Source organism: Comamonas guangdongensis, assembly GCF_041079535.1.
Taxonomy (GTDB): Bacteria; Pseudomonadota; Gammaproteobacteria; order Burkholderiales; family Burkholderiaceae_C; genus Comamonas; species Comamonas guangdongensis.
Genome location: NZ_JBFYGN010000019.1, coordinates 79,818 through 94,333 on the forward strand (window position 1 = coordinate 79,818; position 14,516 = coordinate 94,333).

Genomic DNA, 14,516 nt, shown 5'->3' on the forward strand with positions numbered 1-14,516 from the left:
CGGCGGGCAGCATGCATAATTGACGTTTACGTTAACGTCATATTTCAGGAGACAGTCCATGCAGATTCAGGATCGCGTGTTCATCGTGACGGGCGGCGCCTCGGGCCTGGGTGAAGGCACGGCACGCATGCTGGCCGCCAACGGCGGCAAGGTCGTCATTGCCGACATGAATGCAGACAAGGGCGAAGCCGTCGCACGCGAAATTGGCGGCGTCTATATGCGCTGTGACGTCAGCAATGAAGCCGACGGACAGGCCGTTGTCGAGAAGGCCGTCAGCCTGGGCAAGCTCGCGGGCCTGGTGAACTGCGCAGGCATCGCGCCCGCCGAAAAGACCGTGGGCAAGAACGGCCCGCACAGCCTGGGCGTCTACACCAAGACCATCATGGTCAACCTGGTCGGCACCTTCAACATGATTCGCCTTGCGGCCGACGCCATGTGCAAGAACGAGCCCGAGAGCACGGGCGAGCGCGGCGTGCTGATTTCCACGGCCAGCGTGGCCGCCTACGACGGCCAGATCGGCCAGGCCGCCTATTCGGCGTCCAAGGGCGGCGTGGTCGGCATGACGCTGCCGATTGCGCGCGATCTGGCCCGCAGCGGCATTCGCAATATGACGATTGCTCCCGGCATCTTCGGCACGCCCATGCTGTTCACCATGCCGCAGGACGTTCAGGATGCGCTGGCAGCCAGCGTGCCCTTCCCCAGCCGCCTGGGCAAGCCCGAGGACTACGCCAAGCTGGTCAAGCAGATTCTGGAAAACGACATGCTCAACGGCGAGGTGATTCGCCTGGACGGCGCCATCCGCCTCGCACCGCGCTGATACCGGCCGCTCGCGGCAAAGCCAAGGCCTGCCCATCGCGCAGGCCTTTCGCTTTTGAAGATGTTTGACAACAATTTGTATTGATTTGTTGCAAACTTAAGCGAATGCCGCATGTCGACCCGCGTTCCATCATCTATGTCGCCGGCCTCACCTGTGCCGTCATGACCATGGTTCTGTGGGGTGTGCGCCGCAATCTGCCGGTCGCCATGCCCGGCGTGCCGGCCTGGTCCATGGCCCCGCTGCTGTGCGCAGCCTCCACCGTCTTCTTCAGCCTGGACCAGCGGCTGCCAGGCTTTGTCGTCATGCTCGCCGGCAACGCCTTGCTGATGAGCGGACTAGGCCTGTTCTATTTCGGCAGCCTGCGCTTCTGGCACCAGTCATGCCCATGGCGCAGCTGGACCGCAGGCGGTGCCGCACTGCTCGCAGCCATGAGCTATTTCTACTGCTTCCAGCCGGACTTTCGCGCGCGCACCATGCTGTTTGCGGGCAGCATGGCCGTGTGCGCTTTCGCGCACGCGCGGCTGCTGCAGCGCCACGGAAAAGGCTTCTCCTGCCGGCTCTCGGTGATCGTCCTCGCCACACTGTGCGGCGTATCGATGCTGCGCGCCGCCACGACCTTCTGGCTGGATGCACCGGACTCGACACGTGTCATGCAGATGCCCATGCAACAGCTCTATGCAGTCAGCTTCCACCTGGCCGCCTTGCTGCTGAGCATCGGCGGACTGCTGATGCTCAGCGAGCGCGTGCGCTACGAGTTCGAACACCAGGCTTCACACGACAGCCTGACCGGAGCGTTCACCCGGCGCACTCTGTTCCAGGCCGGCGAAAGGGAATGGACGCGCTGGACGCGCTATGGCAGGCCGTTTTCCGTGCTGCTGCTCGACATCGACCGTTTCAAGAGCATCAACGACCGGTGGGGCCACCCGACCGGCGACAAGGTGCTGCAGGAGTGCACGACCCTGATCGCCGCCCTTCTGCGCAGCGGCGATGCGCTGGGCCGCTACGGCGGCGAGGAGTTTGTCGTGGTGCTTGGCGAGACCGACGGCGCTGCCGCCTGGATGGCCGCCGAGCGCATTCGCCAGGCCCTGGAGCAGCACCGTGCGCCGGATCTTCCCGCCTATACGGCCAGTATCGGCGTGGCCACGGCCGCCGCAGGAGATACGGGTTTCGGCAACCTGCTCAAGCGCGCCGACATGGCTCTGTACCAAGCCAAAGCCAGCGGCCGCAACCGGTCTATTGCCTTGTAAGAGGGCAATACATCCAAGAATGTAAACACATGTAGCCAACCCAACCCATCGGCCACATGGCCGATAGCGCGCACCTGACGCTCGTTTCAATAATCCGGCCCAAACCAACCTTTGAGCAGGGAGAAGACATGAAACCTCAGATGACCACCATTGCACGCGTTGTTACCACCCTTGTGCTGCCTGCAGCCCTCGTCGCTTGCGGCGGCGGAAGCGGAAGCGGAAGCGGTGGTGAACAGCCAAAAACCTCGACCCTGAAGATCTCGGGCACGGCGGCCACGGGCGCCGCCATGGGGGGCGCCGCCATCAACGCAATATGTGCCACAGGGTCCGGCACAGCCACAGCCGGGCCTGACGGCAGCTATATCGCGAGCATCAACGACGGCGCTCTGCCTTGCGTGCTGAGCGCCAGCAGCGGCGGCACCACTCTGCACTCGATTCTCGGCGGCTCCGGCCAGGCCTCCAGCGCCACGGCCAATATCACCCCCCTGAGCGAACTGCTGATCGCGCAATTCGCGGGCAGCAGCCCGAAATCTTTCGCCGATGCGTTCGGTTCCGGCACGCAGGTCAATCCGTCCGACATTGCCGCCGCACAGACGGCGCTGCTGCAAGCCTTGACGGCAGCCGGCGTCGATACCTCCTCGGCCGGCGATATTGTGGGCGGAGCCCTCCTGGCCGGCAGCGGTACCGGATATGACGGAGTGCTCGACAAGCTGCAGGACATGCTGAAAAAAGCCGGCTCGCAACTCTCCGACCTCACCGCCATAGTCGCCACCAGCAGCCAGCTGGGTGACACGAAAGGCCTGTCATCGGTCATGAACACCGCCCTGGCGCCCGCCGCATCGGACTGCCCGGGCCTGAAGACCGGCAAGCTGCGCTACGTCAATATCTCCGGCAGCGGGAGCGGTACGCTGGACGTGGATGTCGCCGCCATGACGATTGGCGGCCAGGCGCTGACCGGCTCTGCATGCGATTACACCGTCACCGTCAACAGCAGCACCACACGCATTCTCGTATCGCGCTCCGGTGCGGCGTTCATGCTGACGGGTTCGGGGTTGAGCGGAGCTGCGGCCATAGCCGTTCCCGAGCAAAACCTCTCCCTCGCAGCACTGGCGGGCAGCTACAACCGTGTGGGCTATTCCCAATCTTTCGACACGCAGGTCGGCGATTATGGCGACACGGAGTTCTCTGCCGACGGTGTGAATGGCCTGTCGCACAACTGCCCGTCCGGCGCAAATGCCTGCGTCCCGGACAGCACTGCCAAAGGCACCTTGGTCGCAAACCCCAACGGCGGTTTCGACTACACCGAGCAGGGCAGCGTTTCGGACCGGGTGTTTGCCTTCCGCAACAGCTCCGGCAAGACCATGCTGCTGGCCCAGAGCACCGATCTCAGCAACCCCGCCATTGCGGCAATGGTTTCCAAGGGAAAGCTGGCACTGCCGGCCGTGGGCGATACCTCGTCCTACTGGCAAGTCATGCTGAACGCCACCGGAGTCGTTCCACAGCCGGACGACACCAACACGATTGCCACCGTGGACAGTGCCAGCGGCGTGGTGACCCGCAGCTTCGGTTCGGACGGCCACACCGATACGCTGACCTACAACATCCCCTTTGACGGCACACGCTATCGCGCAAGAAACGCCTGCACGGGAGCCGGCGGACAGGGAACGGGCTCGTGCAGCGGCACGGTACAGCTTCCCTTCGGCGGCATGACTCTGACCACCCGGGCCGACACCAACATCAGCAATCGCTTCTTCTCGGTGTCCATAGGCAAGCCCTAGACCATCGCCCAGTCAAGCCCAAGGCGGTGTGGCGTTCGGGCCCGCCGCCTGTTTTTCATGCGGCTGGCCGCCAGATCGCCGGAGCTAGAATGGGCTGGCGATTGCCTTTCGGATCGGTAGCCTTCCATCCTTTACCACCATGCGCATGTTCGCCCTCGCCATGTACCGCGGCCTGCATGCCTGCTCCAGGATCACGCTTTGGCTGCTTGGCGCTTGGTGGTTCGGCCTGTCCGGTGCCACCCACGCCGAATCTGCCGGCATACAGGTGCTGGACCATGCCGAATTCCGCAGCAGCGACACCGAACCCTGGACGCCGGTCACGCTGCCCGACACCTGGGCCTTGCGCGGCAAGCCATCGGGCGGCAGTGGCGAATACCGCTTGACACTGCGCCTTGACGCGGTACCCGACATCCCCTGGGCACTGGAGCTGGATCGCCTATCCCCTGCGCACCAGATCTACCTCAACGGGACGCTGATTGACATGCATCCGCCCGAGGAGCGCATGGTGCCTGCGCCAGGTCTGATCCGCCTGCCGCCGCAGCTGCTGCGCGCGGGTGACAACCAGCTCCAACTGAAGCTGCAATACAGCCATCGCGGCGGCCTATCGAGCCTTCAAGCCGGGCCCACCTATCTGATGGAGCGCGCCTACGCTCACGCCATGTGGTGGGAGCACGAGCTGGTCCAGCACCTCAATCTCGCCGCCGCCGTATTGGCCGCGCTTCTGCTGACCGTGGCCTGGCGTCAGCCACACGAACATGCCATAGGCCTGTTCGGCGCACTGGGATTCATCAGCAGCGTACGCAACTATGTGTTCTACGGCGACCTGCTGGGCTGGCCCATAGACTGGATGGAGAAATTCGTCTTCGCAGCCATGATCTGGATGGGAGCGCTGCTGCTGGCCTATGCCCATTGCCTGCGTTTCAAGTGCCTGCTCCCCCGGCCCAGACTCTTCTGGGGTCTGCTCTGCGCCATCCCCGTGCTGGTGACTTGCCTACCTGCGTCGTGGCTGCCGACCACACGCATCATTGCGTATGCGGTGCTTGCCGTGGTGAACCTGCGCTCGATACAGCTGGTGGTGGCAGCGGCACGCTCGGCCAGAGATTTCACGCACTGGGCCCTGTGCGCATGCTTGCTGACCATTTTTTTCGCAGCCCTGCATGACTTTGCGTTTCAGCTCCTGGGCTGGCTACCCATCACGCATTCACCCGCGCTCACGCGCGTGCTGCCCCTGGTGCTGTGCGGCTATTCTGGCCTTCTGCTGCTGCGCCTGTTCGACGCCATGGCCCAGGTGGACCAGCTCAACCGCAGCCTGGAGACGCGGGTCGCCCTGCGCACCCGGGATCTGGATGCCGCCAATGCGGCCAAGACCCGCTTTATAGCCACCGCCAGCCACGATCTGCGCCAGCCGCTGGTGAGCGTCAGCCTGCTGCTGGGCCTGCTGAGCCAGGAGATGGCGAAGACCGCTTCCAGCGCTGCGGTCCAGGACCTGTTTGCGCGGCTGGGACGCGCCGTGTCGGCCATGGAGGACCTGCTCAAGCATCTGCTCGACTTCTCGCGGCTCGACGGCGCCGACCGCAAACCACCCAAACCCAGCCCCGTGCGCCTGCAGGACATTTTCGAAGCCGTGCTGGCTCACGAGTCATCGCATGCACAGCTCAAAGGTCTGGACCTGCGCATGCGGCCGACCCCGCACAGCGTCCTGTCCGACGCCGTTCTGCTGGAACAGATACTGCGCAATCTGGTGAACAACGCCATCCGCTATACGGAGCGCGGCGGCGTGCTGGTGGCAGTACGAACCCGCCCATCATCCGGACAGGTGCGGCTATGCGTCTGGGATACGGGCTCCGGCATTGCCGCAGATGCTCGGGAAGCCATCTTCGAGCCTTTTGTGCAATTGCATAACCCCAGCCGTATCGCATCCGAGGGACTGGGCCTTGGCCTGACCATTGTGCGCCATGCCACCCTGCAGCTGGGTCATGCTCTGGAACTCGCATCGCAGCCAGGGCGCGGCAGCTGCTTCCGGATCACACTGGCCCTGACCAATGCCTCAGGTCCGCGCACAGCACACCAGATGCCGGCTGCCGACGCCGCCATTCTGCGTGGCCGCACGGTCTGGCTGATCGAGGACAACGACACCGTGCGCGAGACGCTGGCCCTGCAGCTCATACGATGGCAGGCGCGGCTCAAGGCCTTTGCCTGCGCCGCAGACCTGCAGGCCCATATGCTGGCTACGCAGGACTGGCCGGACCTCGTCGTCAGCGATGCGCTGCTGCCCGACGGGAACGGACTGGAGCTGATCATGGAGTTGCGCGCGAGCGCCCCCATGCCGATCGCAGCCCTGCTGGTGACGGGAAACACCTCGCCCGATCAGCTGGCGCGCCAGGAGCAATCAGGCATTGCCGTACTCCACAAGCCCTTTGGCAGCGAGGAGCTGCTGCAGGCCCTGAGCCTGGAGCTGCGGTCCCTGCGCTGAAGCGCAGTCCTGGTTCGACGCCAGGCTCAGACGTCTTTGACGCCCCGGCGGACCACCTCCACGATGGCCTGGGTGCGTGAACGTACGCCGAGCCGCTGATAGATCTCGGACAGATGGGTTTTGACGGTGGAAGCCGAGAGATCGAGATCGCGGCAGATCAGCTTGTTGGGCTTGCCCTGCAGCACCAGCTTCAGGACCTCCCATTGACGCGGGGACAGGCCGAGCACATCGGAGGCAGAGACCGCTGCGGGGCGCTCCACAAACGACGATGGCAGCGCCACATGGCCTTCCATCACGCTTTGCAGCGCCTCGACGAACTCCACGCTGTCCGTCGCCTTGTGCAGAAAGCCTGCCGCGCCCGCATCCAGCGCAGCATAAATCGTCTCCGACCGGTCATCCGCCGAAACCACCACGGCTCTGGCCTGCGGCGCCATCTCATGCAGCACGAGCAGGGCTTCCAGCCCCTGCGAATCCGGCAGGGAGAGATCGATCAGCAGAAGGTCGGGAATAAACGTGGCCAGAGCGTCGCGAGCCTGGGCCAGAGTGCTGGCACAGCGGAAGCTGGCTTGAGGAAAGCGCTGTGTCAGCAGCAATACCAAGGCATCGCGCAACACGATATGGTCATCAACCAGCAGCACTCGCATCGGGACCAGCTTTCTTTTTTGTCATCTCCGCCTGCCTCGGAAGATAAAAGAAAACCCGTTGAAAAATCAACGGGTTTCTAGGTATTGGCGGAGTGGACGGGACTCGAACCCGCGACCCCCGGCGTGACAGGCCGGTATTCTAACCAACTGAACTACCACTCCTGGCAGGAAGCTTTGCTCACTACGCTGTAGCGACAAGTGCCTCAAACTTGGCGACCCTACGGGGATTCGAACCCCGGTACTCACCGTGAAAGGGTGATGTCCTAGGCCTCTAGACGATAGGGTCAAAACCTAAGAACCGATTTCTCGTTTCCGAAAATCTTTGGTGGAGGTAAACGGGATCGAACCGATGACCTCTTGCATGCCATGCAAGCGCTCTCCCAGCTGAGCTATACCCCCTTCGAGCAACCAATCGCTTGATTGCTGCAATACAAAAATTGTAGCACAGGCCCGGACATGCTTTTTCCGCCGGCCGGCATTTTTTGCATGCCCGGCGAAAAAGAGAGGCTCAAACTCTCTTCTTCGCTGCGCCGGCGCCTAGAGCGTGCCGCCGTCACGGATGCGGTGCATCTCGGCGATCTCCACGGTCCAGACCAGGCCGTCGCCGATCTGGCCCGTGCCGCAGGCGGTGAAGATGGCCTGCCGTATGGGCTCGACCATGGCATCTTCCGCAATCACGCAGAGCATGAGCTTGTCCGAGAAGTCGGTCAGCTCCTCCTTGACCGATCGCTTGTCCACTGCGGCCGGCGCGGTGAAGCCTTCCGCCTTGAAAAGAGTCACGCCCGGAAAATTGGGAATGGCGCGCAGCGACTCGCGCAAGCGCTCCAGTCGGCTGGGGCGCACGATGGCGCGGATTTCTTTCATCGTCATTTCCTTTCAGGTGATCAAGCCTCGGTAGGCTTTTCATCGAACCAGCGGTACAGCGTGGGCAGCACCACCAGGGTCAGCAGCGTGGAAGAGATCAGGCCGCCGATCACCACGATGGCCAGCGGGCGCTGCACCTCGGAGCCCGGCCCGGTGGCGAACAGGAACGGCACCAGGCCCAGCAGGGCCACGGTGGCCGTCATCATCACCGGGCGGAAGCGCTGCACGCAGCCCTCGCGCACGGCCTGGGCCACGTCCAGCCCGTCCTCGCGCAGCTTGCGTATGCAGGTGACCAGCACCACTCCGTTGAGCACGGCAATACCCCACAAGGCGATGAAACCCACGGAGGCCGGCACGCTCACATATTCGCCGGTGACGAACAGGCCGATCAGGCCGCCGATGGAGGCGAAAGGCAGGACCAGGATGATCAGCGCGGCCAGCTTGACCGAGTTGAACAGCAGGAACAGCAGGAAGAAGATGGCGGCGATGGTCAGCGGCACGATCACCTGCAGCGTGCCCATGGCGCGCTCCATGTTCTCGAACTGGCCGCCGAACTTGAAGTAATAGCCATCGGGCAGCTTCACTTCCTGTTGCAGGCGCTGCTCGACCTCGGCCACAAAGCCCGCAAGATCGCGTCCCTCCACATTGGCCCCCACCACCACGCGGCGCTTGCCGCCTTCGCGGCTGATCTGGGCCGGCCCGTCGACCAGCTCGATCCTGGCCACGCTGTTGAGCGGCACCTGGGCGCCGGTGGCCGTGCTCAGCAAGGTGGCGCCGATGGCTTCGGGCGAGCCGCGGAAGGCCTCGGGGAAGCGCACGCTCACCGCATAACGGCGCTCGCCTTCGTACAAGGTGGTCACATCCTTGCCGCCGATCGCCGACTCGAGCACGCTTTGCACATCGGCCACGTTGAGGCCGTGACGGGCCATGGCCTTGCGGTCGATGTCCACGGTCAAGGCCTGCTGGCCCGAGAGGCGCTCGACGCGGATGTCCGTGCTGCCGGGCACGCTCTTCAGGATGCGCGCCACCTGCTCGGAGACCTGCTTGAGTTCCTCCAGCTCGTCGCCGAATACCTTGACGGCCAGCTGCGAGCGCACGCCCGTCACCATCTCGTCAACGCGCTCCGAAATCGGCTGCGACAGCACGATCTGCACGCCTGGAATCTTGGACAGACGCTGGCGAATGTCCTCGTCGATCTCATCCTGGCTGCGGTCCGACTCGGGATCAAGCAGCACGATGGGGTCGGACTCGTTGGGGCCCGCGGGGTCGGCTGGCGATTCGCCGCGACCGAGTTTGGACACCACGGACTTCACGCCCGGCACCTGCGCCACCTCCTTCATGGCGGCCATTTCCATGCGTATGGATTCTTCAAGCGAAATGCTGGGCACGCGGTTGATCTGCGGCGTCAGGGCACCCTCCTTCATGGTCGGCATGAAGGACTTGCCCAGCAGCGGGAACAGACCCAGCGAGCCTATAAGCAGGGCCACGGCCAGAGCCAGCGTGAGGCGGTTGCGCGAGGTCGCGGCCTCCAGCAGCCTGAGATAGTGACGCTTGAGAAAGGCAATCAACCGGGTGTCGTGATCCGCTCCGCCCTTGAGGAAGTAGGAACACAGCACCGGCGACAGGAACAGCGACACGGCCAGCGAGATGGCCAGCGCGATCGCGATCGTCAGCGCCAGCGGTCCGAACATCTTGCCCTCGATACCCTGCAAGGTCATCAGCGGCAGAAACACCAGCACGATGATGGCAATGCCGAAGATGGTGGGCGTCGCCACCTCGGCCGTGGCGGAAAGCACGGTGCGCACGCGCTCGCCCTGGCTACTGCCGGCCTGGCCCAGCTTGTGGAACACGTTCTCCACCACCACCACCGTGGCATCCACCATCAGGCCGATGGCGATCGCCAGCCCCCCCAGGGACATGAGATTGGCCGAGATGCCGTACCTGTTCATCAGGATGAAGGTCGTCAGCGGCGTGATGATCAGCGTGGCCACGACGATCAGGCTGGAGCGCACGTCTCCGAGGAAGATGAACAGCACCACCACCACCAGGAAAATGCCTTCCAGCAGCACCTTGCCCACGGTCCACAGCGCCGAATCGACAAGGTCGGTGCGGTCGTAGTAAGGCACGATCTGCAGGCCGCCGGGCAGCATGCCCTTGGCGTTGATCTCGGCCACGCGCTCCTTCACACGGGTCACGACCTCCTTGGCATTGCCGCCGCGCATCATGAGCACGATGCCCGACACGCCTTCGGTATAGCCGCCCTTGATGATCGCGCCCTGGCGCACCTCGGCGCCGATCTGCACGGTGGCCACATCGCGCACATAGACGGGCACACCGCCCTGCTCCTTGAGCACGATGTTGGCGATGTCCTCCAGAGAGCGGATCATGCCCACGCCGCGGATCAGATACTGTTCCGTCACCTGGGGCAGAATGCCGCCGCTGGCGTTGGCATTGTTGTCCGCCACGGCCTGCACCACCTGGCGCACCGTCAGGCCGTAGTGGCGCAGGCGGCCCGGATCCACCAGCACCTGGTATTGCTTGACATAGCCGCCTTGCGAGTTGATCTCGGCCACGCCGGGAATGGAGCGCAGCAGCGGGCGCGCCACCCAGTCCTGAATGGTGCGGCGCTCCGTCAGTTCGGCCTGCGTCAGCGCGCGCTGACCGTCGTCGGGATGATCCAGCGTGTACTGATAGACCTCGCCCAGGCCCGTGGAAACCGGGCCCAGCACCGGCACAATGCCCTCGGGCATGCGCGGCGTGACCTCGATCAGGCGCTCGGTGACGAGCTGGCGTGCGAAATACACATTGCTTTCGTCGGAGAACACCAGCGTGATGATGGACAGACCGCTTTTGTTGAGCGAGCGCATCTCGACCAGCCCCGGCAGGCCGGTCATGGAGATTTCCAGCGGCACGGTCACAAAGCGCTCGATCTCTTCGGGAGAACGGCCCGGGGCTTCGGTGGCAATCTGCACCTGCACATTGGTCACATCGGGGAAGGCATCCACCGACAGGTTCATGGCGGCGCGCAGACCGAAGCCGCACATCACCAGAGCCAGCACGATCACCACCAGCCGCTGCGATAGCGCGGCGCGAATCATGGAGCTAATCATGGGCTTACTCCAGCTCGGCGCGCTTGCGCTCGTTGTTCAGATGGAAAGCACCGTCCACCACGATTTGCGCACCTTCGCTCAAGCCCTTGAGCACGGGACGCTGGCCGCCGCTGGCTGCGCCCAGCTCCACCGGCGTCAGGCGATAGTGGTTCTCGGCCTTCTTCGCATAGACATGGTCCTTGTCGTTCTCGCGCACCACCGCTGCGGCGGGAAGGGCCAGCGTCTTTTCCATGCGGCCCAGAATCCTCATGGTGGCCAGCATCTGGGGCTTGAGCGCTCCGTCCTTGTTGTCCACCTGGGTGCGTATGGTCACCGTGCGCGTATCGGGCGCCACGGTGTCGCCCACGTAGATGATCTTGCCGGAGATCGGTGCCTCCTCCGCCGACAGGCCGAGTGCAGGCACATCGATCTGCACGCTCTGGCCCACCTGCACGCTGCGCGCCATCTGCTCGGGCAGGGCGCCCACCACCCAGACCTCGGAGAGATCGGCCACGGTGAACAGGGGATCGCCGGGCTGGGCTACCTGGCCCTGGCTGACCTGGCGCTCGATCACGATGCCGGCCGAGGAAGCCGTGATGGCCGCGTTGGGCGCGACACTGCCCTGGCCGCGCAGACGCGTCAAGGCATCGCCGGACAGCCCCATGAGCTTGAGCTGATCGCCCGCGGCGCGCAGCTCGGCATGGGCGATCTGCACCTCCGACTCGCGACGCTGCAGCTCGGCGGAGCCGATCACATCCGCAGCGATCAGCTGGCGCGCACGCTCCACCGAGCGCTCGGCGAGCGCCGCATTGGCGCTGGCGCGCATATAGGCCAGCTGGGCCGTGGTCAGCTCGGGGCTGGCCACGCGCGCCAGGGCCTGGCCCGGCTTGACGCGGTCGCCGGTTTCGGCCAGCACTTCGGTCACGCGACCGGTAACGGCCGCACCTATGCGGGTGACCTTGCGCTCATTGGCCTCGATGCGGCCCGCGATCTCCTGCAGCGAAGCCATATCGGCCAGCGCCACCGGTGCGGTCTTGAAATTGCCGGCCATATCGGCCGAGACCAGCACTTCCATGGGATCGAGATCGGCCCGGCTCTCGGCCGTGGCCGGCACGGCAGCAGCTTCATTCTTGCCGCATGCGGTCAGGCTCAGCGCCATCAGGCCGGCCGTGGCCAAGGACAGGACCAGGGTTGCGGGACGAGTGCGGCCCGCCAGAAAAGAGATGTGTTGGGAGGACATAGAAGATATGTGAAACAGATGGGACGGGGTGAAACGGCGCGCGGCATCGCCCTCAAATGGCGGCCGCCTCGGCATAGCGGCCCGCCAGAAAGTCCAGCTCGATGCGGGCCGACTGCAGCTGGTAGCGGGCCTCCAACAGGTCGGCGCGCACGGCGCGCAGCACCCGCTGGGCATCGAGCACATCCAGAATGCCGCGCTCGCCGAAGCGGTAGGCGGCCTCGGCCACGCGCAGCGCCGATTCCGCTTCGCGCACCGCACCCTCGCTCAAGGCCTTGGTGCGCACCTGGGCCATCTCCAGCACCTTCCGGGCCTGTTGCATCTGCTGCTCGAGCTCGGCCCGGCGCCCCTCGAGGCGCAGGCGCGCGCGCTCGGCCTCCGAAGCGGCCTCGTCGATAGGACCCCGGCGCTGATCGAACAAGGGGATTTGCACCGTCACGCCCACGGTGTTGTTGCGGATATCGGGCTCGCGGGTCTGGGCGTAGCGCAGCTCTAACCCGGGCCAGCGGCCGGCCTTGGCGCCCTGCTTCAGGGCCTCGGCCCGGTCCACCTCGGACTGCAGCTGCAGCAGCTCGGGATGGGTCTGCCAGGCCATGTTCTCCAGCCTCGCCGGGTCCACGCCGTCCTGCAAGGATAGCGCCAGATCGAAGCGCGTCGGCAGATGGCCTGCCGCCAGGCGATTGAGCGTGAGCTGAGACTGCTCCACGAGCAGCTTCGCCGACTGCTCCTGCTGGCGCGCATTGATCAGCTCGGCATCCGCCTTGATGATTTCGTAACGCGCGGCCTCGCCACTCGAGACGCGCACGCGCACGCGCTCGTGCACCTGCTCCAGCAGCTTGACGGCATCGTGCGCGGCCCGGGCCTGGGCCTCGCGCAGCACTACCTCATAAGCCTTGAGCTTGACCTGGGCCACCAGCGCATTGCGCGCTGCCGCGATCTGGTGCGCCGATGCGCGTTGCCCCGCCTGCGCAGCCTCGACGCGGGCACTGCGCAGCGCGGGCATCTCTATGGGCACCGAAATGCCCATGGTCTGGACGCTGCCGGGTGTGGCCGATGCCAGGCGCGCCCGGTTGTCGCCCCGGCTCCACTCCAGTTTGGGATTGGGCAGGGCTGCAGCACTGACGACCGCGGCCTGGGCCGTCACGCTGGACTGCTGTACCGAGCGCAACTCGGGGTTGTTGTCGAGCACGGTCTGCACCAGTTGCGCCAGGCTCAGCCTGGGCTGGCCCGGACCGGCGGCGTGCGCGCCAGTGCCGGCAATGGCTGCGGAATCCGCGGCCTGCTGGGCCTGCGCGCACAGACCTGCGCTCAGACAGAGTCCAAACACTGCAATTTTCGCAAGGCGCGACGACGGGGCACCGCCCTGCGCACCGATTCTGGTCGGCAGAAAAGCCGACGCCATGGTTCTATAGGACATGGAACACAGCTGCCCTCATGGGGGCAGATAAAGTGAGAAAGAAGTGGATTCGCTGCAGGCACGCCGCGGCGCAAGCGCGCGCATATGCCGAAATAGGAGCCAGGCGCTCCGCACCGATGACGAAGCCGCCTGTCATGCGCCAACAGGCCAGGCCCATGGCAAGCACATCCGGGCCAATCAGGCCAGGACGTCGGCAGGAGTCAGGAAATACAGCTCAGCGTGCAGACCTGAGGCCGCGAGGCATCAGACGCGCTGGAGCTGGCCTGCCTGGGGCAGGCCCATACTGGGCGGGCGCAACATGCTCTCCGGCCAGGGGAAGGTGGGATGCGCCACATGCGCGTGTGGAGGCACCCAGACATGGGCCACGCCGACGACGACGGCTTCGGGCGGCCCGAACAGTTCATTGCGATCTTCTTGCGCCGTATTCACCTCGGCGGCGCGGTGCGGGCGGTGGATGGAAAACTCCACCGCATCCTCCTCCACGTCTTCTTCGAATTCCTGCAGCACATCCACGCCGTACTCTCGCGGTTCGGCCTCCTGCATGTACGCCACGGTCACCGCATCCTGCGCAGGCCACATGACGGCGATCTGCACGCCCACGATGGCGGCAAACAGCAGCAATGACAGCAGAAAAGACGATGCCGGGCGCATGAGACAAAAGCGTGGTTGCAACAGGCTGCGAAGTGAATGGAATGCCAGCATCAAACCAGGCGGCCGATGCAGACAAGTGGTGTCCATGTCTGTGACAAAAGTTCCCGCAATGGAAAAATTTCGTCATGTTTTCGCACAAATGTGAACGATAGCCTATCGCCATAGCACTTGCATGGCAAGGGTATCTTGCTAGAAAGTCAGGAGCATGCAAGTCTAGGCCACAAACAAAAAAGCCACCCGCGTAAGCGGATGGCTTTGCTGAATCTGGCGGAGTGGACGGGACTCGAACCCGCGACCCC

The 14,516-nt window shown here is 64.5% G+C and carries 10 protein-coding genes and 3 tRNA genes; 4 read left to right on the forward strand and 9 right to left on the reverse strand.

Features of this window, described 5'->3' with window-relative positions:
• Window positions 1-58: 58 nt before the first annotated feature.
• From AB6724_RS15870 to AB6724_RS15885, 4 genes are all read left to right on the forward strand, one after another.
• Window positions 59-817, forward strand: coding sequence for a 3-hydroxyacyl-CoA dehydrogenase (locus AB6724_RS15870; protein WP_369339496.1), 759 nt, complete (start codon window positions 59-61; stop codon window positions 815-817).
• A 104-nt stretch (window positions 818-921) separates the two neighbouring features.
• Window positions 922-2,064 (forward strand): GGDEF domain-containing protein, encoded by a 1,143-nt coding sequence (locus AB6724_RS15875; protein WP_369339497.1) that lies wholly within the window; start codon window positions 922-924, stop codon window positions 2,062-2,064.
• Between the two features lie 56 nt (window positions 2,065-2,120).
• Entirely contained in the window at window positions 2,121-3,842 is a 1,722-nt protein-coding gene (locus tag AB6724_RS15880; RefSeq protein ID WP_369339498.1) for a hypothetical protein, read from the forward strand.
• 139 nt (window positions 3,843-3,981) lie between these two features.
• Entirely contained in the window at window positions 3,982-6,315 is a 2,334-nt protein-coding gene (locus AB6724_RS15885) for an ATP-binding response regulator (protein ID WP_369339499.1), read from the forward strand.
• A gap of 26 nt (window positions 6,316-6,341) precedes the next feature.
• Here AB6724_RS15885 and AB6724_RS15890 read toward each other — a convergent pair whose 3' ends face one another.
• The 9 genes from AB6724_RS15890 to AB6724_RS15930 form a co-directional block, all read right to left on the reverse strand.
• Window positions 6,342-6,959 (reverse strand): LuxR C-terminal-related transcriptional regulator, encoded by a 618-nt coding sequence (locus tag AB6724_RS15890; RefSeq protein ID WP_369339500.1) that lies wholly within the window; start codon window positions 6,957-6,959, stop codon window positions 6,342-6,344.
• 85 nt (window positions 6,960-7,044) lie between these two features.
• Window positions 7,045-7,121 (reverse strand) — tRNA-Asp (locus AB6724_RS15895).
• A 48-nt stretch (window positions 7,122-7,169) separates the two neighbouring features.
• Window positions 7,170-7,245, reverse strand: a tRNA-Glu gene (locus tag AB6724_RS15900).
• Window positions 7,246-7,282: 37 nt separating this feature from the next.
• A tRNA-Ala gene (locus tag AB6724_RS15905) sits at window positions 7,283-7,358 on the reverse strand.
• Window positions 7,359-7,496: 138 nt separating this feature from the next.
• Window positions 7,497-7,829, reverse strand: a complete 333-nt coding sequence (locus AB6724_RS15910) for a P-II family nitrogen regulator (protein WP_369339501.1) — start codon at window positions 7,827-7,829, stop codon at window positions 7,497-7,499.
• A 14-nt stretch (window positions 7,830-7,843) separates the two neighbouring features.
• Window positions 7,844-10,933, reverse strand: coding sequence for an efflux RND transporter permease subunit (locus AB6724_RS15915; RefSeq protein WP_369339502.1), 3,090 nt, complete (start codon window positions 10,931-10,933; stop codon window positions 7,844-7,846).
• A 4-nt stretch (window positions 10,934-10,937) separates the two neighbouring features.
• Window positions 10,938-12,152 carry an efflux RND transporter periplasmic adaptor subunit gene (locus tag AB6724_RS15920; protein WP_369339503.1) on the reverse strand — a complete coding sequence of 405 codons (1,215 nt, stop codon included), beginning with the start codon at window positions 12,150-12,152 and terminating at the stop codon, window positions 10,938-10,940.
• A gap of 52 nt (window positions 12,153-12,204) precedes the next feature.
• On the reverse strand, window positions 12,205-13,482 hold the full coding sequence (locus AB6724_RS15925) for a TolC family protein (protein WP_369339507.1): 1,278 nt from the start codon (window positions 13,480-13,482) through the stop codon (window positions 12,205-12,207).
• 327 nt (window positions 13,483-13,809) lie between these two features.
• Entirely contained in the window at window positions 13,810-14,217 is a 408-nt protein-coding gene (locus tag AB6724_RS15930) for a hypothetical protein (protein WP_369339504.1), read from the reverse strand.
• Between the last annotated feature and the right edge of the window lie 299 nt (window positions 14,218-14,516).

What these genes read in the sequence shown, in the direction of transcription:
- AB6724_RS15875 (WP_369339497.1), top strand. Translation starts at nt 922, where the DNA reads ATGCCGCATGTCGACCCGCGTTCCATCATCTATGTCGCCGGCCTCACC.
- AB6724_RS15930 (WP_369339504.1), bottom strand. Translation starts at nt 14,217, where the DNA reads ATGCGCCCGGCATCGTCTTTTCTGCTGTCATTGCTGCTGTTTGCCGCC.
- AB6724_RS15915 (WP_369339502.1), bottom strand. Translation starts at nt 10,933, where the DNA reads ATGATTAGCTCCATGATTCGCGCCGCGCTATCGCAGCGGCTGGTGGTG.
- AB6724_RS15885 (WP_369339499.1), top strand. Translation starts at nt 3,982, where the DNA reads ATGCGCATGTTCGCCCTCGCCATGTACCGCGGCCTGCATGCCTGCTCC.
- AB6724_RS15870 (WP_369339496.1), top strand. Translation starts at nt 59, where the DNA reads ATGCAGATTCAGGATCGCGTGTTCATCGTGACGGGCGGCGCCTCGGGC.
- AB6724_RS15880 (WP_369339498.1), top strand. Translation starts at nt 2,121, where the DNA reads ATGGCCGATAGCGCGCACCTGACGCTCGTTTCAATAATCCGGCCCAAA.
- AB6724_RS15910 (WP_369339501.1), bottom strand. Translation starts at nt 7,829, where the DNA reads ATGACGATGAAAGAAATCCGCGCCATCGTGCGCCCCAGCCGACTGGAG.
- AB6724_RS15920 (WP_369339503.1), bottom strand. Translation starts at nt 12,152, where the DNA reads ATGTCCTCCCAACACATCTCTTTTCTGGCGGGCCGCACTCGTCCCGCA.
- AB6724_RS15890 (WP_369339500.1), bottom strand. Translation starts at nt 6,959, where the DNA reads ATGCGAGTGCTGCTGGTTGATGACCATATCGTGTTGCGCGATGCCTTG.